Source organism: Bacillus sp. FJAT-27231, from assembly GCF_001183975.1.
GTDB lineage: Bacteria > Bacillota > Bacilli > Bacillales > Domibacillaceae > Pseudobacillus > Pseudobacillus wudalianchiensis.
Map to the genome: position 1 here is coordinate 3450150 of NZ_LFZU01000001.1, position 19703 is coordinate 3469852.

General features: G+C 39.9%; 19 protein-coding genes. 7 read left to right on the forward strand and 12 right to left on the reverse strand.

The features are described from left to right. The 3 genes from AC623_RS16680 to AC623_RS16690 form a co-directional block, all read right to left on the reverse strand. On the reverse strand, positions 1 to 1230 hold the full coding sequence (locus AC623_RS16680) for an ABC transporter substrate-binding protein (RefSeq protein ID WP_049664605.1): 1230 nt from the start codon (positions 1228 to 1230) through the stop codon (positions 1 to 3). Between the two features lie 416 nt (positions 1231 to 1646). Continuing rightward, a complete protein-coding gene (locus AC623_RS16685) occupies positions 1647 to 2003 on the reverse strand; it encodes a GIY-YIG nuclease family protein (RefSeq protein WP_049664608.1) in 357 nt (118 codons plus the stop codon). A 21-nt stretch (positions 2004 to 2024) separates the two neighbouring features. Beyond that, positions 2025 to 2771, reverse strand: coding sequence for a DUF2087 domain-containing protein (locus AC623_RS16690; protein ID WP_049664611.1), 747 nt, complete (start codon positions 2769 to 2771; stop codon positions 2025 to 2027). A 461-nt stretch (positions 2772 to 3232) separates the two neighbouring features. Between AC623_RS16690 and mprF the strand changes: the two genes are divergently transcribed. After that, positions 3233 to 5770, forward strand: coding sequence for a bifunctional lysylphosphatidylglycerol flippase/synthetase MprF (gene mprF, locus AC623_RS16695; protein WP_049664613.1), 2538 nt, complete (start codon positions 3233 to 3235; stop codon positions 5768 to 5770). Between the two features lie 28 nt (positions 5771 to 5798). Here mprF and AC623_RS16700 read toward each other — a convergent pair whose 3' ends face one another. Genes AC623_RS16700 through AC623_RS16710 form a run of 3 tightly spaced genes read right to left on the reverse strand, consistent with a single transcriptional unit; the run spans position 5799 to position 8167 of the window. After that, the gene (locus AC623_RS16700) at positions 5799 to 6455 is read right to left on the reverse strand and encodes a TetR/AcrR family transcriptional regulator (RefSeq protein ID WP_049664616.1); all 657 of its coding nucleotides are present in this window, start codon (positions 6453 to 6455) and stop codon (positions 5799 to 5801) included. A gap of 24 nt (positions 6456 to 6479) precedes the next feature. Next, positions 6480 to 7277, reverse strand: coding sequence for an ABC transporter permease subunit (locus AC623_RS16705; RefSeq protein WP_049664618.1), 798 nt, complete (start codon positions 7275 to 7277; stop codon positions 6480 to 6482). 14 nt (positions 7278 to 7291) lie between these two features. Continuing rightward, complete coding sequence (locus AC623_RS16710) at positions 7292 to 8167, reverse strand: ABC transporter ATP-binding protein (RefSeq protein WP_049664620.1); 876 nt, start codon at positions 8165 to 8167, stop codon at positions 7292 to 7294. 223 nt (positions 8168 to 8390) lie between these two features. Here AC623_RS16710 and AC623_RS16715 point away from each other — a divergent pair, with 223 nt between their 5' ends. The 4 genes from AC623_RS16715 (at position 8391) to AC623_RS16730 (ending at position 11972) form a co-directional block, all read left to right on the forward strand. Continuing rightward, on the forward strand, positions 8391 to 9053 hold the full coding sequence (locus tag AC623_RS16715) for a response regulator transcription factor (RefSeq protein ID WP_197091023.1): 663 nt from the start codon (positions 8391 to 8393) through the stop codon (positions 9051 to 9053). Continuing rightward, positions 9053 to 10462 carry a sensor histidine kinase gene (locus AC623_RS16720; protein WP_049664625.1) on the forward strand — a complete coding sequence of 470 codons (1410 nt, stop codon included), beginning with the start codon at positions 9053 to 9055 and terminating at the stop codon, positions 10460 to 10462. The genes AC623_RS16715 and AC623_RS16720 overlap by 1 nt, the downstream gene beginning before the upstream one ends. A gap of 107 nt (positions 10463 to 10569) precedes the next feature. Beyond that, positions 10570 to 11139, forward strand: coding sequence for an SCO family protein (locus AC623_RS16725; protein ID WP_049664628.1), 570 nt, complete (start codon positions 10570 to 10572; stop codon positions 11137 to 11139). A gap of 44 nt (positions 11140 to 11183) precedes the next feature. Further along, a complete protein-coding gene (locus AC623_RS16730) occupies positions 11184 to 11972 on the forward strand; it encodes a FixH family protein (RefSeq protein ID WP_049664630.1) in 789 nt (262 codons plus the stop codon). A gap of 58 nt (positions 11973 to 12030) precedes the next feature. Here the strand turns inward: AC623_RS16730 and AC623_RS16735 are convergent, their stop codons facing one another. From AC623_RS16735 to AC623_RS16750, 4 genes are all read right to left on the reverse strand, one after another. Then, positions 12031 to 12687: an ABC transporter ATP-binding protein gene (locus AC623_RS16735; RefSeq protein WP_049664633.1), complete on the reverse strand. Its 657-nt coding sequence runs from the start codon at positions 12685 to 12687 to the stop codon at positions 12031 to 12033. Then, positions 12684 to 14330, reverse strand: a complete 1647-nt coding sequence (locus tag AC623_RS16740; RefSeq protein WP_231603537.1) for an ABC transporter permease — start codon at positions 14328 to 14330, stop codon at positions 12684 to 12686. The genes AC623_RS16735 and AC623_RS16740 overlap by 4 nt, the downstream gene beginning before the upstream one ends. Positions 14331 to 14332: 2 nt before the next feature. Further along, the gene (locus AC623_RS16745) at positions 14333 to 15415 is read right to left on the reverse strand and encodes a Fe(3+) ABC transporter substrate-binding protein (protein WP_049664637.1); all 1083 of its coding nucleotides are present in this window, start codon (positions 15413 to 15415) and stop codon (positions 14333 to 14335) included. A 224-nt stretch (positions 15416 to 15639) separates the two neighbouring features. Next, positions 15640 to 16254 carry a PH domain-containing protein gene (locus tag AC623_RS16750; protein ID WP_049664639.1) on the reverse strand — a complete coding sequence of 205 codons (615 nt, stop codon included), beginning with the start codon at positions 16252 to 16254 and terminating at the stop codon, positions 15640 to 15642. Between the two features lie 152 nt (positions 16255 to 16406). On the opposite strand from AC623_RS16750, the gene AC623_RS22015 reads away from it, so the two are divergent. Then, positions 16407 to 16607 (forward strand): monooxygenase family protein, encoded by a 201-nt coding sequence (locus AC623_RS22015; protein ID WP_269429940.1) that lies wholly within the window; start codon positions 16407 to 16409, stop codon positions 16605 to 16607. Between the two features lie 143 nt (positions 16608 to 16750). On the opposite strand, the gene AC623_RS16755 is transcribed toward AC623_RS22015, so the two are convergent. Beyond that, positions 16751 to 16990, reverse strand: a complete 240-nt coding sequence (locus tag AC623_RS16755; RefSeq protein ID WP_049664642.1) for a hypothetical protein — start codon at positions 16988 to 16990, stop codon at positions 16751 to 16753. Between the two features lie 240 nt (positions 16991 to 17230). On the opposite strand from AC623_RS16755, the gene AC623_RS16760 reads away from it, so the two are divergent. After that, positions 17231 to 17893: a GntR family transcriptional regulator gene (locus tag AC623_RS16760; RefSeq protein ID WP_049664647.1), complete on the forward strand. Its 663-nt coding sequence runs from the start codon at positions 17231 to 17233 to the stop codon at positions 17891 to 17893. Positions 17894 to 18050: 157 nt separating this feature from the next. Here AC623_RS16760 and brnQ read toward each other — a convergent pair whose 3' ends face one another. After that, positions 18051 to 19406: a branched-chain amino acid transport system II carrier protein gene (brnQ, locus tag AC623_RS16765; RefSeq protein WP_049664651.1), complete on the reverse strand. Its 1356-nt coding sequence runs from the start codon at positions 19404 to 19406 to the stop codon at positions 18051 to 18053. Between the last annotated feature and the right edge of the window lie 297 nt (positions 19407 to 19703).

Below are 19703 nucleotides of genomic sequence, written 5' to 3' on the forward strand. Positions count from 1 at the left end.
TTATTTACCTGGATCTTTGACCGTTTCAATCGTGTGGATCACTTCATTTTCTGTTTTTCCATCGACGAGCTTCGTTTCGGTAATATACATATTTTGGATGACATGATGTGTATCTTTATCGAATTCAATCGGGCCTCGTGGGCTTGTGAAAGATACGTTAGATATCGCTTCGATTACTTTTTCAGGATCAGAAACATCTCCACCCAACTTTGTAACCGCTTCCGAAATAATTCTTGCTGCATCGTAACCTTCTAAAGATTCAATTGTTGGACGACGGTTATAAGCTTTTTCGTACGCCTTTACAAATTCTTTATTCTCTTTCGTATTCAAATTATAATCCCAGAACGTAGAGGCGAACGTTCCTGCTGCTGCCGGGTCGATAGTTTGTCGTAAATCTTCAGCCACTAACCAACCGGAACCAACAAGCGGAAATTTATCTTTTAACCCATATTGTTCATATTGCTGAACAAAGCGCACAGCATCACTTCCAGCAAAAAAGGCGTATACACCGTCTGCTTTTACTCCACGCATAGAGGTTAAATAAGAAGCATAGTCGTTATTTCCTAAAGGCGGGTACACTTCACCGACAATCTCTCCGCCGGCTGCTGTATACGCTTCTTTAAACGCTGCTGAAACTTCGCGTCCAAATGCATAATCAGCTGCCGCAACGTACATTTTTTTACCAACATTTTTATAAGCCCACTCACCCATAGAATGTCCAATTTGCCAAGATGAGAAAGAGGACCGCCATATATAGTCACTGCGCTTACTTCTCGTTAAATCATTGCCGCCCGCATGGGAAACGAGGTATGGCAATTTGTTTGAATCAACGTCATTGCGTATAGCATAAGCGACTGCAGTACTGACTGCTCCTGTTAAAATATCAATATTGTCTTGATCCATCAGCTTACGTACACGCCGGAGTGAAACTTGTGGATCCGCTTCTGTATCTTCCTCAATCAACTCAATCTTCTTTCCTTCTGCTTCCCAATTAACACTTTCGAAATACAATTTCATCCCATCTGATAAGTCTTTTCCAAGTGAAGCATACACACCAGAGAAAGGAAGGATGGCTCCAACTTTAATGGTTTCACCGCCGCCTCCTGATTTCTTTTTAGAATTGTTGTCAGCCTCTGCTTCACTGCTAGAATTAATTGCGCTCTCTCCACAAGCTGCCAGCATAGTAAATACGACAATGATACTAATAAGCATAGTCCATTTCTTCTTCATACCCACTCACCCCTTAGTGAATTTTTGGTAAAAATAGATTGCTATCCGACTATGATCCTCCTCCCTATTTATCTGAATATTATAATATATCTGAAAACAGTTTTTTTCAACACTTTTTTAACACTCGTTAAAAAACAATAATGAAAGTTCTCTTTTTTAATACAGGCTATTGATCTTATGATTAACAATCACCAAATCAGAAAAACATTCTTTTTATTAAGGTTATATAGCTTTTTCTTTTTAAAATTTATGTTGAGTTTAATAAAATAACAACACTATTTTCGATATGTTTTTTTTACGATTGTAATTTTTACACTTCCTTCACACAATAAAAAAATGATAGCCATGTAACTGGCTATCATCTCAAAGTGCAGACATCACCTATGGATAGAGTAATCACTATAAAACACGGCCGGCTACTTTGCCTTTTCCCGATTATATCCCCGCTCGCCATAAGGCTTTACTTTCTCAAGCCACTTCTCTTCAAGCTTCTCGAGTTCTTTCTTTTCATCAAAGTAACCTGTTTCTTTCTTTTTTAAAATTTCCAGCACTTCGAACTCAAAGGCGGTGTCACCGAACTCTTTCCACTCCCTTTGCAGCTCTTTATTTGTATTGCTTCCCATATTCAGTTCGAACCGTTTCCCATTGAGTGTCTTTAAATTTCTTGTGCTTCCGATAAACACCTTTCCATTTTTCGTGTTCTTAATTTGATAAATGCCCGCTTCGATTTTTGTTTCTTTGTATTGCTGCTTCAGCTCTTTTTTTCGATCCATTCTATATGCTCCCTCTGTATTTTATTTTTTCAGCCAATATTCGCTGCCATCTGCCCGTCTGTCTAAAAAGCCATATTCAATTAAATAGCGTCTAAGTAACACATAATCCCCGTAAATAGCTTGGAGCCGTTCGTTTACTTCCTTCTCACTATAGTAGTTGCCAGGCTGAAATTGCTTAGCGATTTCTCTTAGGACGATCAGCTTTTGTTTTTCTTTGAGAGAAAAGGTTTGCAGCGAGCCGTCTTGAAAGTACTTATTTAATACGGCTTCCTTTTCTTCTTCTGTCACATTATAACGATCATCTAACATAGCTGCTGTCGGTGGTACTGCTACAAAAGCCGGGGCATGCTGGTCTTTGTCTTTTAATAATTCCATAAGCGTTAAAAAGACTTTTGCCTGTCTTTCTTTTTCCTTTAACGTAAAGCGATGATTGCGAATCGTCGATGCACTGCCAATCTCCATTTCTTTCTGAATGTCTGCATCACTCTTCCCTTGATAAAATAGCTGCAGCAATTTATTCTGGTGTTCCGTTAAACCGGTCATTTTTTTATCAAGGCTAATAAGGTAAGCGAATACAGATTGATGAACTTCTTCAATATGAAGCTGCATATAACGCTCTACTTCATAAAATCTCCCTTCATGCGGATAGATCATGCCTTTTTCGAATCGCTCTCCACAGAGCAAGCACACACTATGCCCTTCTTCGTGAACATAGCCACGCTTTAATTCTTCTAATGAAGCCTGCCAAAACCGTTCCATCCCGCTCATCAATAAACAACCTTTCATTTTGTTTATTATTTAATAAACAAATTATTATAATGTTTATTATTAATTAAATAATCGTTTCCGTCAACTATCGAAAAAGCCCCTTTTCTTTAATCGAGCCAAAAATAAATCCGCCCCCAGTTTGCCGTATACTCGAGACGGATTGATTGATTACTGATTTAAAAATAAGATTTACTCGCCAAATCTGCTAATTTAATGATCTATTAGCTGTATCATGTTCAATCTATGTGCGGGCCATTTGATTTAGATTAACATCCTTTGTTTCTAATTCTTTTTTCGACATGTCATTGTAGATTTCTGTCTCTATATGTAAAATGTAACTGTTATGCCTTGAAGCTTGTCTTTTTAGGGAATCAGTTTGAAGGCACAGAGTTATGGCTAGAATAAGAAATGAAGTCTCTCTCTGAAGTTTTACTATAATCAGCAGAAAATAGGTGTAACTCATGCTGCATTTTAATAAAGAAAAATTCTTTCAATTTATAAAAGTTTTTTTTCCGATCGTTCTATTTATATTGGCTGCAATCGAAATTAAACAATTTGTGAATGGACTAAATATTAACTTGATTCGTTCTGAAATTAAACACTTAAACTACGTAGAAATGACCCTTATTTTGTTTATACCTTTTTGCGGCATTTTTCCGATGTTTTTCTACGACGCGATTTTAGTCAAAATACTGAATATTAAAATTGAAACAAAAAAGCTGATCAAGCAATCTTTCATCACAAACTCATTTTCAAATTTAATTGGTTTTGGCGGTCTTGTAGGCGTTATGCTCAGAACTTATTTTTATAATAAATACGGTACAGACAAACGGAGACTTTTGACGGCTATTACGTCTGTTTCTCTTTTTTACCTTACAGGGATTTCTTTATTCTCCTGGGTTATACCGTCTGCCTACCGGGACTTCCCACTCATTGTTGAGACAAAGTGGTTGTTTTTAGCCGTGTTAGCCGTTGGGCTCTACTTGCCGCTTTTTACTTTTGCTTACTTTTATCAGAATAGAAAAGGGAAAGAGTCGCTCATCCATTTTCGGTCTGCCAGCGCTCTTTTGCTTGTCTCGTTACTAGAGTGGGCTGCTGCTTTTTCAGTGATTTGGCTGTTAAGTGCTATGCTTCACATCCCTTTGTCCTTCCATGAACTCGTCCCTGTCTTTATCGTGGCGTCCTGTGCAGGAATAGCTAGTATGATTCCAGGGGGGCTTGGTTCATTTGATCTGGTTTTTATTTGGGGGACCCAAAATTTAAATATACTAGATGAAAAAGTTCTCGTTATGCTGATCTTTTACCGGGCAGGCTATTTTTTACTGCCGTTTTTGCTGGCAGCTGCTTTATTTGTTAAGGAGTACTGGAAGAAGTGGAATCAATCATGGGATAATTTGCCGAATGCTGTCATTCAAAACATTAGCCACGTGCTGCTAACTGTTCTCGTCTTTATATCAGGACTTATCTTACTTTTATCCGCAGCCGTTCCGGGGATTTTAGAAAGGATTAAAATTGCTCATGAATTTTTATCTTTTCCGATTATGAATCTTTCCCATCAGCTTTCCGTTGCTGCGGGCTTTATGTTGCTCGGTCTATCACGAGGGATTAACTATAACGTCAAGCGGGCCTATCAGCTGACGATGATCGTATTGGGATTTGCTGCGCTATTTTCATTATTCAAGGGAATTGATTATGAGGAAGCGATTTTTATGTTAGCGGTTGCTCTTCTTCTCAAAGCTTCCCAGAACCGCTTTTATAGAGAAAGTTACGTATTGACTTGGGGGAAGGCGCTATTCGATCTGACTCTATTTTTCGTGATTACTTCCATGTATCTATTGATTGGTTACTGGAACCTGCCATCAGCAAAACTTAACGTCCCAAAGGCATTGGCCCCTTATATTATTACCAATTACACCGATTTGTTTTTTAGTGCGGCGATCGGTTTGCTTATTGCCTTTTTGATTTTGGCGATCGGTTATCTCATTCGTAAACCAAAACAGTGGATACCGGAAACATCGGCGGCCCAAGAGGAAGAAATTTTACATCATCTAGATCAACATAAAGGAAATGTACTAGCCCATTTAATTTTTTTACATGATAAATACGTGTATTGGAATGAAGAAAAAACAGTATTGTTCTCTTATCAGAAATACGCTGATAAGCTAGTGATTCTTGGAAATCCCATCGGAAAGAAAACCGAGTTTCCACAGGCAATCGAGGAATTTATGAGCGCTGCAGACCTTTATGGCTACACGCTCGCTTTCTATGAAGTAACGGATGATATGCTCCCTTCTCTTCATGAATACGGCTACGACTTTTTTAAACTAGGCGAAGAAGCAGCTGTAGACTTAGAAAGCTTCACATTGTCGGGGAAAAAAATGAAGGGAGAAAGAGCAGTAAAAAACAAATTCGAACGGGAGCAGTACCGGTTCGAGATGATCGATCCCCCTTTTTCGAAAGAAGTGATCAATGAACTGAACAGCATCTCGCAGCAATGGCTGCAAGGAAGAGAAGAAAAAGGATTTTCTCTCGGCTTCTTTGATGAAGACTATCTCAATAAATCGAAAATAGCGGTTGTTAAAACTGCTGACAATCATATTATGGGCTTTGCAAGCATGATGCCGGTATACGACGAGGGAAAAACCATTTCGATAGACTTAATGAGGTTCAGGCCAGATGCTCCTGCCGGCACGATGGATTTTATCTTTCTTTCCTTGTTTGAATGGTCGAAAGAGCAAGGCTATCGTTTTTTCCACTTAGGAATGGCTCCGCTTTCGAACGTCGGCACTTCACGCTTCTCTTTTTTGAGCGAAAAAATCGCTGCCCAAATCTTTTTGCATGGCCAAATCTTTTATCAATTTCAAGGCCTGAAAAGGTTTAAAGAAAAATACACTGATTTGTGGGAAGCTAAATATCTGGCCTATCGCAAAAAGTCTTCTTTGCCTTTTACGATGGCGCAAATTACTTTTTTAATTAGCAAGAAAAGAAAAGCACAATAAAGGGACTGGCTCTTGCCAGTCCCTTTCGTTATTCCGGCTTATACACACCATGTTTCACGATATCGAGATAAGCATCAAGCTCACTCATTAACAGTTCCGGGTCCTCAAAAAAGTTATATTGCTTGTTTTTTTGAAGCGTCTGGTATTTTGCTGAAAGTTGTTCTACGATAAAGGCTGTCATTTGGATGACCCTTTCCTTAGTCACTCCCGGTCGCAGCCTGCTCTCATCGATCAATTCTTTCGGGTACAAACGGCTCTTAATGAAAGCAATTCCGTATGCTTCGTGCTTTCTTCTCAATAAATCCTCCACCTCTAGTTTAACCGTTTTCGGTGGTTGCAACAGAACATCCGTAATAAACTGCATCTCTTGTTTATAAGGGGCTGTCACTTCTTGTTTCAACCAGACAGCTTCTTTAATCCGTTCAAAGAAATCATTAGACCGGACATCATCAAGCGACTCTATGGTTTTTTTCGTTATCAGATCTATCACGTAGGATGCGAGATAGACATATAGATTTTTTTTACTTTTAAAATAATGAAACAGAATTCCTTTAGAAATACCCGCCCGGCTAGTAATGATATCAGTGGATGTTTTTTCGTAGCCATTCTTCACAAACTCTTCGATAGCCACTTGCAAAATCAAATCTTTTTTTGCCTGGGGCTGCTTTTCAAACGCTTCATACAATGCCAAACACCTCGAACTTTCTTTTCAAGCGGAAAGATCTTTCTTTTTATATACGATAAATGCTCCTAATAGACTTAGCAGAATGACAGCGGCCATAACCGTAATATGCCAAGGCGCTAACTGGTGATGCTGGATAATCGTCACTGCGTCCGCATAATAAAACGGGCTCACATATTTTAAAGCATCCAGGCTTTCTGACAGTCCTGACATCATATTTAAGAGATACGCCACTACAACGATCCCGATAGATACAACAAGCGTATTTCTCGTTTTCTTCATACAGGCCGACAACAGGAAAGAAAGCGCAGCGAAGGTCAAATGCAGCAGCACCGCTCCAGCCACAAGAGACATAAAGGTTCCATAAGGCACCTTATGACCTTCTGCAAATTGAAAGCCAGCTATACTTGCGATGGCAGCCACTCCATTTAAGATGAGAACGTTCAGAATAACGATCGCAATCTTTTGTCCGACGACCTCACTTCTTGTGACGGGCTTAGAGAGCAAAAACTCAACGGTCTTTTCATTTTCCTCTTTCGCCAGGATGTTGGAAGCAAAGATCGCCGCGTAAATGCTGCCAAGCAACGTGATCATCATATATACTTCCAGCCCGTAAAACCCCATCAAGGTTCCAAGATTTAGTTCATTCATTTTGAACATTTCCTTCATGGAATCAGGATACGCCTGAAACAGCTTCTCTAATCCTTCCTGCTGCTTCGCAAACTGAGGAAAGATGCTGAGCAGCCAAATAATTAAACCGGCTAAAATCAAACTCCATATGATTAAAGACTTAGAACCGCGTTTCCATTCTCTTTGAAAAATCATGCCTGCTCTCCCCTTTAGCTCTCATAGTAATGCATAAAGACTTCTTCTAACGATGGCTCCTCTATCAAAACGTCCTGTACGGGCAGAGTGCTCAATTTTTTAAGAAGCGCCTGAATGTCTCCGCTATACAGCAGCTTTATTTCTTGATTCTTAGCTTCCTGGCTCACAATGCCTTCTAGTTCGATAGAAAGCGGAGCTGCGCTTCCAAAGAGAAGCGTTACATTTTTTACTTTGTTTTTCGTTAAACTCTCAATAGACTCTACCTTTAGAAGCCTGCCTTCTTTTATGATCGCTACACGATTACACATTCGCTGCACTTCACTTAAAACATGGGACGAAAAGAAAATCGTTGCTCCCCGCTTCTGTTCCTCATGAAGTAAATCAAAAAAGTGATGCTGCATAAGCGGATCAAGCCCACTCGTCGGTTCATCTAAAATGATAAGCCGCGGTTCATGTAACAGCGCCTGGACGATTCCCACCTTTTTGCGGTTGCCAAAAGACAAATCTTCAATCTTTCGGCTTACATCCAGTTCAAGACTAGCAGCTAATCCTTTCATCCTTTCTTCCTTGAAATTTTTATAAAAACGGCCTGAGTACGTCAACAAATCGATTACTTTCATATCGTCATAGTAATGAACTTCAGAAGGCAAGTAGCCAATGTGTTGTCTGATTCCCTTTGACTGCTTCACAATGTCTTTGCCGAAAATCGTGGCACTGCCGCCCGTCGGATAGATAAAATTCAGCAGCGTACGGATCGTCGTGCTTTTTCCTGCGCCATTTGGGCCAATGAAGCCGAAGATTTCTCCTTCCTCAATTGAAAAGGAAATATCCTCAATCCCCCGGTTAGTCTTATACGATTTTGTTAATTGATGAAGCTCCACAATCGCCACTTTCTCTCCTCCTTTTCATTCATACCTCTCAATTGACTAATGAATCAATCTGATCGTACAACTTTTTGACTGATGAGTCAATTTACTTTTTTAGATTTTTACTACTTTGTTTGTGAACTGTAACTTTTTTATTCGATTGACACACCAAAAGTTCACAAATACTGGCTACAATAAAGAGAAGAGGATTTCAAGGAAGCGAGGAATATAAATGAATGAGTTAACAATCATGATCATAGATGACGAAGCAGCCATGCGACAACTCGTTAGAACCTTTTTAGAAAAAGAGGGCTATACAGTGCTAGAGGCCGCAAATGGAATAGACGCTCTTTCCACTATCGAGAAGCAGCTGCCTGATTTATTAATTGTAGACGTCATGATGCCGTATATGGACGGTTTTGCCTTTACAAAAGAGGTAAAAAGAAATTATGATCTTCCGCTTATTTTTTTATCGGCCAAAGGAGAAGAATGGGATAAGATTCATGGTCTGAAGCTCGGAGGCGACGATTATATAGCAAAGCCTTTTCATCCAGGCGAGCTTCTAGCAAGGATCGAGTCTGTTTTAAGAAGAACCAAGCCTGCGCCTCCCAAAACAGACCGCTATACAATCGGCCCTCTCATCCTTGATGCAAATTCATATAAGGCGACGGTGGACGGACGCACCCTTTCATTAACATTAAAAGAATTCGATCTCCTTTCCCGGCTCGCACAGCATCCCGAAAAGGTCTTTACACGAGAACAGCTTCTACAAGCTGTTTGGGGAGAGGAGTATAACGGCAGTGAAAGAACAGTCGATACACATGTTAAAACACTGCGCCTAAAGTTAAAGGAGCATGCGGCTCTTATTCAAACCGTATGGGGAGTCGGCTACAAATTTGAGGTGTTGTAGTGAAAAAGAATGTTACATTAAGCCAAAAGGTGCTCGTTCTCATTCTGTCCTGCATCGTCTTTACGATTGTTTTTGCCTTTTTCTTTTTGCATTTTCTATATAAAGACTTGTACTTAAACAGCATAAGAGAATCGGTGATTTATCAGGGAGAAAGAACGGCTTCCCACTATCACTATGGAACATTAAGCAAAGAAATTATCGAAAAAATTCATTGGTATAATGTCGTCTCTGAGTACGAAATTATTGTGGTGGATAACCTCGATGATTTATCCACCTATTTCCCTTACAAAGTCAACTATAAAGCGCTTGTAAATAAACAAGACCGGAAGCAGCTTGAACAAGGAAAGTACGTATTAAAAGAAGGCTATGTAAAAGAATTCAAGCGAGAAATTATGGGGGCTGTCTTTCCGATAATGGGCGAAACAGGCCTAATTGGGTTTGTTTATATTTATGTACCATTAGCAGCGATTCAAGAAGTATTTCAGGGCAGTCTGCCGATTTTAACTTTCACAGGCACGTTATTTTTCCTTATTTTGTTCTTTGTCGTAAATCAAATCCGGCAATCGCTGTTTCAACCGCTCACAGAAATCCAGCAGTTTTCACAAGAAGTATCAAAAGGAAATTATTCTAACCGCCTGCCCATTCGAGCGAACGATGAGGTAGGACAATTAGCTAAAGCATTCAATAAAATGAGCTCTTCTCTAGAGGAACAAGACATCCGAAAAAAAGAGTTCCTATCCAATGTTGCACACGAGCTTAGAACTCCATTGACCTATATTAGCGGCTACACACAAGCGTTAAAGCAGCAAATATACACCTCTCCTGAAGAAGCTCAACAATATTTAGAAACGATCGAAAAAGAAACAGAACGACTTAAAAAATTAATTCATGATTTAGTCGACCTTGACCGTCTTCAAGAGAGCATGTATGTGCTCGATAAAGAACCGATCGCTATCGCCCAGTTATTATGGGATACCCTTCACCTGTTCGATATTCATATTAGTGAAAAAAAGATCCGGACAGAGGTACACTTTGAGGAAGATTTAATCATTAATGGCGATCCAAAACGAATCCAGCAAGTGATGTACAACGTGCTGGATAACGCGGTGAAGTATTCTTTTGAAGGAAGCACACTAACCATTCATTTAACAGGAGAAAACGACGAGATGGTACTGCGGGTGGAAAATCAAGGTATTGGCATTCACAAGGAAGATATTCCCCATATCGGCGAACGCTTTTTCCGCACGGACAAAGCAAGAAGCAGGGCGACCGGCGGCACGGGCCTTGGTCTCTCGATCGTGAAAGAAATTATCAGGCTGCACGAAGGTACTTTTTTAATTGAAAGCGGGACAGCACAAGATACAACTGTTACGATTCGTCTGCCGCTGCTTGCTGAGACTATTGTTTAAAATTTGCTAAAGATTACTCACATGAATTTCACAATCATCATTTATGCTTGTCTCAAGTATTCTTTTTCCCCCGATGATGAGTGACTTGACGGAAAGAGGTGTGCAGCATGAGGAAAACCCCGCTGCTTATACTAGGTATCATATTGGTGATTCTTTCAGCTTGCAGCTTGAATGAAACCAAGCCTTACCAAATGAAGCCCTTTACTTTTACGAATCAAAGTGGAAAGCCATTTGGAAGCGAGAACCTGGAAGGAAAAGTGTGGATCGCCAACTTTATTTTTACAAACTGCGATACAGTCTGCCCGCCGATGACAGCCAATATGGCAGCATTGCAAAAACGACTAAAAGCAGAGCACCTTCCTGTAGACCTTGTTTCATTTAGTGTTGATCCAGCCGTAGATACACCAGAAAAATTAAAGAAGTATCTAGCTAATTTCACAGAAGACGAGTCGAATTGGCAAATGCTCACAGGCTATACTCAAGAGCAGATTGAAGCATTTGGCAGAGAGTCCTTTCAAACTCTTGTCCAGAAACCAGCATCATCGGATCAGGTTATTCACAACACTAATTTCTACTTAGTTAATCAAAATGGAGAAATTATCAACGAGTATAGCTTCACCGCGGGAACTCACAGCGATGACATCATGAAGGATGTTAAGAAAGTTCTTGGAAATTAGCGGATGAGCTTTACAGCAGAGAAAGATAAATTGGAGGAATGGACATGCGAAAATTATTGTGGACCATACTATTAGCCTTTGCTATGACAGCACTTGCAGCGTGCACTAGCGGGACAAATAAGGAGACAGAAAAACCGAAAGAGACACAAAAAGTGCCGCAGCCGCTTAAAGCCGTGCTAGAGGTTCCTGAAAAGGCGGCCGTGAAGGAAGAAATCAATATGAAGGTAACGGTGTCACAAGGCGATGAAAAAGTAGCCGATGCCGATAAAGTGGCATTTGAAGTGTGGGAAGATGGAAAGAAAGAAGAAAGTAAAATGATTAAGGCGAAGAACAATGAAGACGGCACATACGAAGCTAAAACTGCCTTTGATCATGACGGCCTCTTTACTGTACAAGTACACGTAGATGCAAGAGCCCTTCATACGATGCCGTTAAAGCCGGTGACTGTCGGAGAAGGAGCAGCTGTCCCAGAAGGCGGGGAACATCATGAACATGGAGAACAAGCAGAACACCACCATCACGGAGATCATTCAGCCGACTTTTCCATGCATTTTATAAAACCTGAAAATGTGAAAGCGAATACCGCTGCTCCCTTAACTGTTCATTTGCAATTAAAAGAAGCTCCTTTAGAAAACGCTCAAGTCCGCTATGAGATTTGGAATAATAGCCATCCTGATAAACACGATTGGGTCGACGTAAAAGAAAACAAGCCTGGCGAATACTCAGGTTCTTATACTTTTGCTGACGCCGGCACGTTCATCGTAAAGGTTCATGTCGAGAATAAAGAAGGCCTGCATGAACATGAAGAGCACCAACTAGAAGTAACAAAATAAATCAATTAAAAAGCGATCTCTCAAACTGAACTGCCATCAGCTAAGAGACCGCTTTTTATTAGCCTATCTTTTCTGTTTGCCCCATTTCAATGCTGCGATCGCAAATCGCTTCTACATCCGCACGATCATGAGTGACGATCATACAGGTAATGTTCGCTTTCTTTAAAATAACACGCAAATCCTCTCGAATTTCTGCTTTCAAATCAGCATCCAAATTACTGAAGGGCTCGTCCATTAACAGGACGTTAGGTTTTGGGGCCAGTGCCCGCGCTAAAGCGATTCGCTGTTGCTGGCCACCGCTTAATTCATGAGGATAGCGCTCAGCAAACTCGCCCATTTTTACTAATTCCAGCATCTCAGCTACCCGAGGTTTCCGTTCTTTACGCGGCAGCCGAGATAATCCGAATAGGATGTTCTCCCCTACTGTCATGTGCGGAAACAGAGCATAATCTTGAAATACCATGCCGACTCCCCTGTTTTCCGGCTGGACAAACAATTTACCGGCAACGACTGGCTTTTCAGCAATGTAAATAGCACCTTGCCAAGGCATCTCCAACCCGGCAATTAAACGTAGCATCGTGCTTTTCCCGCTGCCGCTCGGGCCAAGAACTCCAACGATCTCATCCTTCATAATCGTTATGGAAACACCGTTAATCACTGGTTCTCCTTCAGAAGAAAAAGAAAAAACAAGATCCTGGACATCTACAATTTTCATTCTTTCACCTTCTTATTCACCATTTGCAAAACGACAATAGATAGTGCACTAATCGCAATAATAATTAGCGATGACACCGATGCTTCATGAATTCGCTCATCTTTTGCAAATTGATATGTCTTTGTTGATAATGTTTCGAAGTTGAATGGCCTTAACAACAGAGCAAGCGGCAGTTCTTTGCAAATCTCGACAAATGTTAAGATAAAACCACTAAAGATCGCTCCTTTAATCATCGGCAAATCGACTTTGAAAAAGGTTTTAGTCACACCGCTTCCCAGCATCCGTGACGCTTCCGTATACTTTGTCCCTACCTTTTCAAACCCGACTTCAATGGCGTTATAGCCGGTTGCCATAAAGCGAATCACATAACCGGTTATTAACATCACAATAGATAAACTTAAAATCAATGGGGCATCCGCCATTCCCATCATTTCATAGATTGGCGCAAGCCACTGATCGAGACCAATAAAGATCGCCAGCACTCCGATCGCGATGATAGCCCCTGGGACTGAGTAGCCCGTTGTAATCCACTTCGCTAAAAAGTAGGAAACCGCCGTCTGCTTTCGGCAAACATTTGCTACAATCACAGCTACCACAATAATGATCAGCGTAGAAATCAAAGCTACGTAGAGTGTTTGGTACACCAATGTGAAAAAGGTATCGTTCCATACTTTATCAAACGTTAACATAGCCCACGCAATTAATTGTACGAAAGGAATGAAAAACCCAGCTAAAAACACTAGCGCACAATAAATAAAAGCAGCAGCAGCCCCTATTCCCTTTAACTTCATGGCAGCAAGAGGCCTGGATTTTGCCGGCAAATGATAGCGCTGCCGGCTTCTGAGCAGTCTTTCTATAATAAACATTCCGACGACAATCAGCATCAGCCAAGCCGCAAGCCGCATGGCCGTATTGACATCATACATACCAAACCACGTTTGAAAAATAGCCGTAGTGATCGTATGAATACCAAAATAGCTTGTTACACCATAATCACTGAGCACTTCGTATATAACGAGAACTACGCCCCCGACAACAGCAGGCCGTGAAAGCGGAAGGACCACTTTTAAGAAAATGAAGAATGGCTTTCTTCCAAGCAGCCTGGCATTTTCAAAAAAGGAAGCACTTTGATGCTCTAAAAAAGATCTCGTAATTAAAAATACATACGGATACAAAAACAGCGTAAAAATGAAAACAGCACCACGTAAAGACGAAATATTAAGCCATTCCGGATTCATCTGGTAACCAAATTCATTTCGCAGCGTAGCCTGTATAACTCCCGTATAGCTAAGCATCGACCTGTACGTGTAAGCAGCAATATAAGGAGGAATGGCCAGCGGCAATATAAGCCCCCACCGAAAGAAACGCTTGAGCGGAAAATCGTACATCGTCACGAGCCAAGCAAGCGTTACTCCTAAAACCGCCGTTAGTGCCCCCGTTGAAAGAACAAGAATCAACGTTTCTTTTACATATGTCCCTAACAAATATTCCCGGATATGAAACCAATTTTCATTCGGCTTAAAAAATAAAGAAGAGAAAACAAAGAGAATGGGCAACAGTATCACTGTCGCCCCAATTAGACTGATTGCCCACCAGCCGTTAAATTCTTTTCGAATTAAACGTCCTATCAGCTTTCGTTTCACTTTTATTTCCAGCCTACTTTATTAAAGATCGCGATTGCCTTTTGATTATGCTCGCCAAGCTTTTCAAAGTTCAAATCTTGCATTTTAAATTCGCCCCATGACTTAAGCAATTCAGGCTTCTCTGCTTCCTCATTTACCGGGAACTCATAGTTGTTTGCTGATAAAAACTCTTGTGCTTCTTTGCCCGTAACATATTCGATTAATTTTGTTGCATTTTTAGGGTGCTTGCTGTATTTCGTTAAGCCAATACCGCTAATATTAACGTGTGTTCCATTTGTTTCTTGGTTCGGGAAGAAAACGCCAAGTCCTTCTGCTACTTTTCTTTCTTCCGCATCCTCTGAGTTCGCTAATAATCCAACATAATACGTATTCATAATCGCTACGTCACCGACACCTGCCGCAATAGCCTTCGCTTGATCACGATCCCCGCCATCTGGTTGACGAGCGAAGTTTTTCACGATACCTGCTGCCCATTTTTCCGCTTCTTTTTCACCGTTTAACTCAATGAAAGACGCGAGCAGGGACTGGTTGTACATACTTGTAGAAGAACGTGCAAGCACTTTTCCTTTCCATTTGTCACTTGTTAAATCTTCATATGTTGAAAGATCTTCAGGCTTTACTCTGTCCTTAGAGTAAGCAATGACACGTGCTCTTGTAGCCATGCCTACCCAATTATTGTCTGCGTCACGGAATTTCGCTGGTACATTTTTCTCTACAACCTCTGACTTTACCGGCTGTAAAATATCATTCTTCTTCGCATTAGCTAAAATGCCGCCGTCTACTGTTACAAATAGATCTGCTTCCGTGCTTTTTCCTTCACGCTTCAAACGTTCGATCAACTCTTCCGCTTCAGCTTTAACGACATTTACTTTAATGCCTGTTTCTTCTGTGAATTTTTTGAATACTTCATCGTCTGCTTCGTAATGTCTCGCCGTGTACACATTAACGACTTTCTCCTCTTGTTTCTCTGGCGCTGGAGTTGCTTTTTCTGGATTATCAGCCTTCTCATTGGCTCCGCATCCGGCTAAGCCAAGCGCAAGTACAGCACTTGCTAACATTGGTTTGAAAAGTTTTTTCAGATTCATTATGTATACCTGCCTCTTTCTTTTATTATGTGATAATGATAATTGTTATCATTCGCTGCTTTCTATTCTATTGACTTTTCAATAAAAGGTCAATGGAAATCTCCGAATATTTATTAGTAAATATTGATAAAAAATTAATGACTAGTTAAAATTCCGTCTTCGCCTCCTGTTTTTTCTATTTTTCTTAATAAAAAAGCCCATCTGATAGATGGACTTTTGGTTTATTAATTATTAATGTATTTCTCAAACACTTCCCCAAAGTCTTTAAGATGATATTGCTCACGAACAGACGTCATCCATGTAAAGCCGAAGTCTGTCAGCTCACGATACGTATCACCTAACTGTTTCTCGTCGGTGCGGGAATTTTGCAAGATATTCACTGCTTTATCAAGACTCTGCGAAGCCATGTCTATGTATATACTATTTTCATGTGTAATTTCGGCAATACGCAGCAAAGCTTTATATAAATCTTTTAATTGCTCAATTTGATCTTTTCGTACATCTATATCGAACATTTGGCTGCCTAATTGAAATTTGATTTCCACGTCCATATCAATTTTGCCTGCTGTTTCAAGAACAACATTAGCAATCTTATGCTGGGCATACGGATAGCGCTTTAGCGTTCGCTTAGAAGATATGGCACTTTCTCCATCTACATGAATGACAGCGAGATTTGTGAAGCAATATTCATCCGCTTTTGTTTTAATTAAAAAATAAATCTTTTCATCATCTTCATGCATCACGTAATCATCAGCATCAGTCTTATCATAATCAGCCGGTGAAATAATCGTCCCAATATCGGATAGTCCAAGCGCATCAGCTGCTATTTTTTTAAACATCTGCTCATCCTCCTGTAAAAGGTTTAATTTGAATTGTATTCTCCCTAATTTTAACAAGAGCCTATTATGAAGCAAACTATTTTTTAATAAACAGCGAATGGATAAAAGCAGCTAAGAGCATTGAATATAGAACCATTGTTTACCCCATTCGAATCTTTAATCAAAAAATAGGCAGCGACGGAGCTGCCGGGATTTATCACGAGACTTATATTGTTCCTAAAGGACAATACGAATGTGTCTATGGAAATACGCCGGTCTATGGTTTAGCACGTGCAACAGGACATAAAGCGATCACATCTGACTTACATTCCGCTCTGCAGCGGCTGGAGAACAAGGCGCAAGAAAGATCTTAGAGCACACAAAAAAGAGCGTCTCTTCATGACGCTCCCAGCGTGTAAACAAAATTTAATTTAACATCTTCATTTTTTGAGAACGCTTTCTTTTTAAGTGAGTGCTGAAGAAAGTAAGTGTTTGTCTACAGCCAAGGCAACGTTTCTTACTTTGTTCGATATGGTTCTGCTCCTTTATAAGCCTTCTCTAGCATCTCTTCTGCTGCGACAAAGAAGATTCCAATTAAAAAGACGAAAACTGCTCCTACAACCGCTCCAATGCCCATTGGCGTTAAAACACTAGAATTGGTTGCAAAGAAACCGATTAAGAACGTAATAATCCCAAACGCTAGAATTGTACCGCCAATATATTTCGTTGCATTTAACATTTTTTCCTTATAGTCCATTTTTAACCATCTCCCTTTTCTTTATTATTTCACATTTTCACATTTTCGTCAATTTATTTTTGAAATTTTGACATATTTTATTTATATATTCTATTGACATTTTTATTCGTTTCTAAACAAAAAATTTCATTCCTAATATTTTCTAAAAAAAACACTCAGAAATATATTGCATATTTCTCTCTAGATTATTTTCCTGTATACTTAGAGATAATATAGAATTTTGCAGGATGGTGAATTTCAGTGCCAATACCTACTGATCATTCAAAGCCGGTACGAAAAACAGCAAAAGAAAGCGCATTCAATCAACTGCAGCAATGGATTATTGACGGTACCTTGCAGCCGGGTGAAAAATTGAATGACAAAGAGCTTGCCGAAGCATTGGGAGTCAGCAGAACTCCAATTCGAGAATCTTTACAGCTTCTCGAAGCACAAGGATTTGTAAAAATGTATCCAGGCAAGTCCACTCAGGTAACAGAAGTCGAAGAAGAATCAATGGCCGATCTTCTCCCTCCCTTAGCAGCATTACAAGCATTAGCGGCGGAGCTGGCGATCCCTCATTTAACAGATCAAGTGATTTTACTGCTTGAGCATACAAATGAGCGCTTTGCCCAAGCAGTGCGTTCAAAAAATTACTTTGTTGCTTTGAAGATTGATGAAGAGTTTCATCAAATTATCGTCGACACGGCTAATAATCCCTATCTTCTTAAAATGATTCCGTCCCTGCAGTCGCATGTCAGAAGATTATTTTTCCACAATTCGATTGTTTTAACAGAAGAGTCGATCGAAGAGCATACAGCACTCATTGAATATTTGAAAGAGCGTGATGCGGCAAAGGCTTCTGAAAGCATGAGAAGAAATTGGCTTCGTATCATCAAAGAATTTCATTCACTCGTATGTGAATGAAGATAAAAGCCTGTTCTCCTAACACGGGAGAACAGGCTCTGAAGGTCCATTGTTGTTTGCTGAACATTTATTGATCGTAATGATGAACACCGCAGACAAGCGAGCGTTTATCATTAGCATAAAAACAGGTTTCCTTATTCAAGGAAACCTGTTTTTATTATGCTTCAACTGTATTTAATTTTTGAAAACGAGCAATGATTCCTGTGATAAGAATCACGATTAAAACTGGCAGTAACCAACCAAGTCCCTGGCTGTATAACGGTAATACTTGTTCGTAAAATGCCACTGCGGCTTTCACCCAGTTAAAGTACGCAATCCCAAATGAGTCACAGAATGTTTTGATTCCATCGATTGTGCTAATCATCAATGCCACGATTGTTGCAGAGACATATACAATGCGTGAATGGTGAAATAATGGTGACAAGAATGTTAAAAGCATCAGCGTAACCGCTAGAGGGTAAAGGAACATTAAAACTGGAATTGAATACATAATAATGTTAGATAAGCCGAAGTTCGCGATGACGAACGAAAATACTGAGAAGAAAACAACAAACTTTTTATAGCTTATTTTCGGCATTAAAGTGTTGAAGTACTCACCACAGGCTGTAATTAATCCAATGCTTGTTGTTAAGCATGCCAATATGATGATCACGGCTAACATGACCGATCCGAAACTTCCGAAATAATAAGAAGCTGCGCTGTTCAAGACAGAGCCACCTGTTTCAAAGACACCAAATTTCTCCGTGCTTGTAGCACCTAAATAAGCAATTCCAACATAAATGATAGCAAGGAAAGCAATCGCTACAGTACCTGATTTTATAGTGGCAGACAACACTTCACCTTTAGAAGTGACACCCATGGCACGAATAGCGTTAATCACAATAATTCCAAACACAAGTGAAGCAAGTGCATCCATCGTGTTGTATCCTTCTAAAAAGCCTTTTACAAATGCACCGCTTGCATACATTTCTTGTGGAGCTTCAATGGATCCAATTGGTTTCACAATGGCAGTAATAAGCAATACGAAAAGCAATACAATTAACGCAGGCGAAAGAATTTTCCCAACCCGATCGACGATCTTTGAAGGGTTTAGTGAGAGCCACATCGTAACCGCAAAAAATACTAATGTAAAAATAAACAGACCCATTTGAGCAGAACCTTCACCTACAAACGGTGAAATTCCAATATCATAAGCAACCGTTCCTGTACGTGGAGTAGCAAAGAACGGACCAATTGTTAAATAAAGAAGAGATGTAAAAACAACGGCATAAATCGGATGAATCCGGCTTGCAAGCTCTTGTAAGTTAGAACTTCCTGAGAAGCCCATTGCCAAAATACCGAGGAATGGCAATCCGACTCCTGTAGTTAAGAAGCCAATGACTGCTGGCCATACGTTCGTACCCGCATTTTGACCAAGCTGCGCGGGAAAGATAAGATTGCCCGCTCCGAAGAATAAAGCAAACAGCATAACTCCTATTGCAAGGTAAGCTGAAAATGGTAATTTCGTCTTCATATAATTATTCCTTTCCAAAATACAAAATCTATTTTCGCTCAATAAAGATCTTCGTTTGAAGTATGCAATATATCGCTAGAACTATCTTACTTCTATTGCTCTGTAATTTCAATATATTATTGTAAAATATTTTGAAGATTTAAAAATGATAAAACCTCTTGTTACAAAAAGAGAAATAACTTACCATTTCTTCATAATGCTTTATTCTATTTTATTTTTTCAATATTAAGATAATATTTTTTCTCTCATTAGTTGTCCACTTTGCCTTTACCCGAACTAATGGCAATGTATACCTTT

What these genes read in the sequence shown, in the direction of transcription:
- AC623_RS16735 (WP_049664633.1), bottom strand. Translation starts at nt 12,687, where the DNA reads ATGAAAATTGTAGATGTCCAGGATCTTGTTTTTTCTTTTTCTTCTGAA.
- AC623_RS16755 (WP_049664642.1), bottom strand. Translation starts at nt 16,990, where the DNA reads ATGGACTATAAGGAAAAAATGTTAAATGCAACGAAATATATTGGCGGT.
- brnQ (WP_049664651.1), bottom strand. Translation starts at nt 19,406, where the DNA reads ATGAAGACGAAATTACCATTTTCAGCTTACCTTGCAATAGGAGTTATG.
- AC623_RS16705 (WP_049664618.1), bottom strand. Translation starts at nt 7,277, where the DNA reads ATGATTTTTCAAAGAGAATGGAAACGCGGTTCTAAGTCTTTAATCATA.
- mprF (WP_049664613.1), top strand. Translation starts at nt 3,233, where the DNA reads ATGCTGCATTTTAATAAAGAAAAATTCTTTCAATTTATAAAAGTTTTT.
- AC623_RS16750 (WP_049664639.1), bottom strand. Translation starts at nt 16,254, where the DNA reads ATGTTTAAAAAAATAGCAGCTGATGCGCTTGGACTATCCGATATTGGG.
- AC623_RS16680 (WP_049664605.1), bottom strand. Translation starts at nt 1,230, where the DNA reads ATGAAGAAGAAATGGACTATGCTTATTAGTATCATTGTCGTATTTACT.
- AC623_RS16730 (WP_049664630.1), top strand. Translation starts at nt 11,184, where the DNA reads ATGCGAAAATTATTGTGGACCATACTATTAGCCTTTGCTATGACAGCA.
- AC623_RS16685 (WP_049664608.1), bottom strand. Translation starts at nt 2,003, where the DNA reads ATGGATCGAAAAAAAGAGCTGAAGCAGCAATACAAAGAAACAAAAATC.
- AC623_RS16725 (WP_049664628.1), top strand. Translation starts at nt 10,570, where the DNA reads ATGAGGAAAACCCCGCTGCTTATACTAGGTATCATATTGGTGATTCTT.
- AC623_RS16745 (WP_049664637.1), bottom strand. Translation starts at nt 15,415, where the DNA reads ATGAATCTGAAAAAACTTTTCAAACCAATGTTAGCAAGTGCTGTACTT.
- AC623_RS16690 (WP_049664611.1), bottom strand. Translation starts at nt 2,771, where the DNA reads ATGAGCGGGATGGAACGGTTTTGGCAGGCTTCATTAGAAGAATTAAAG.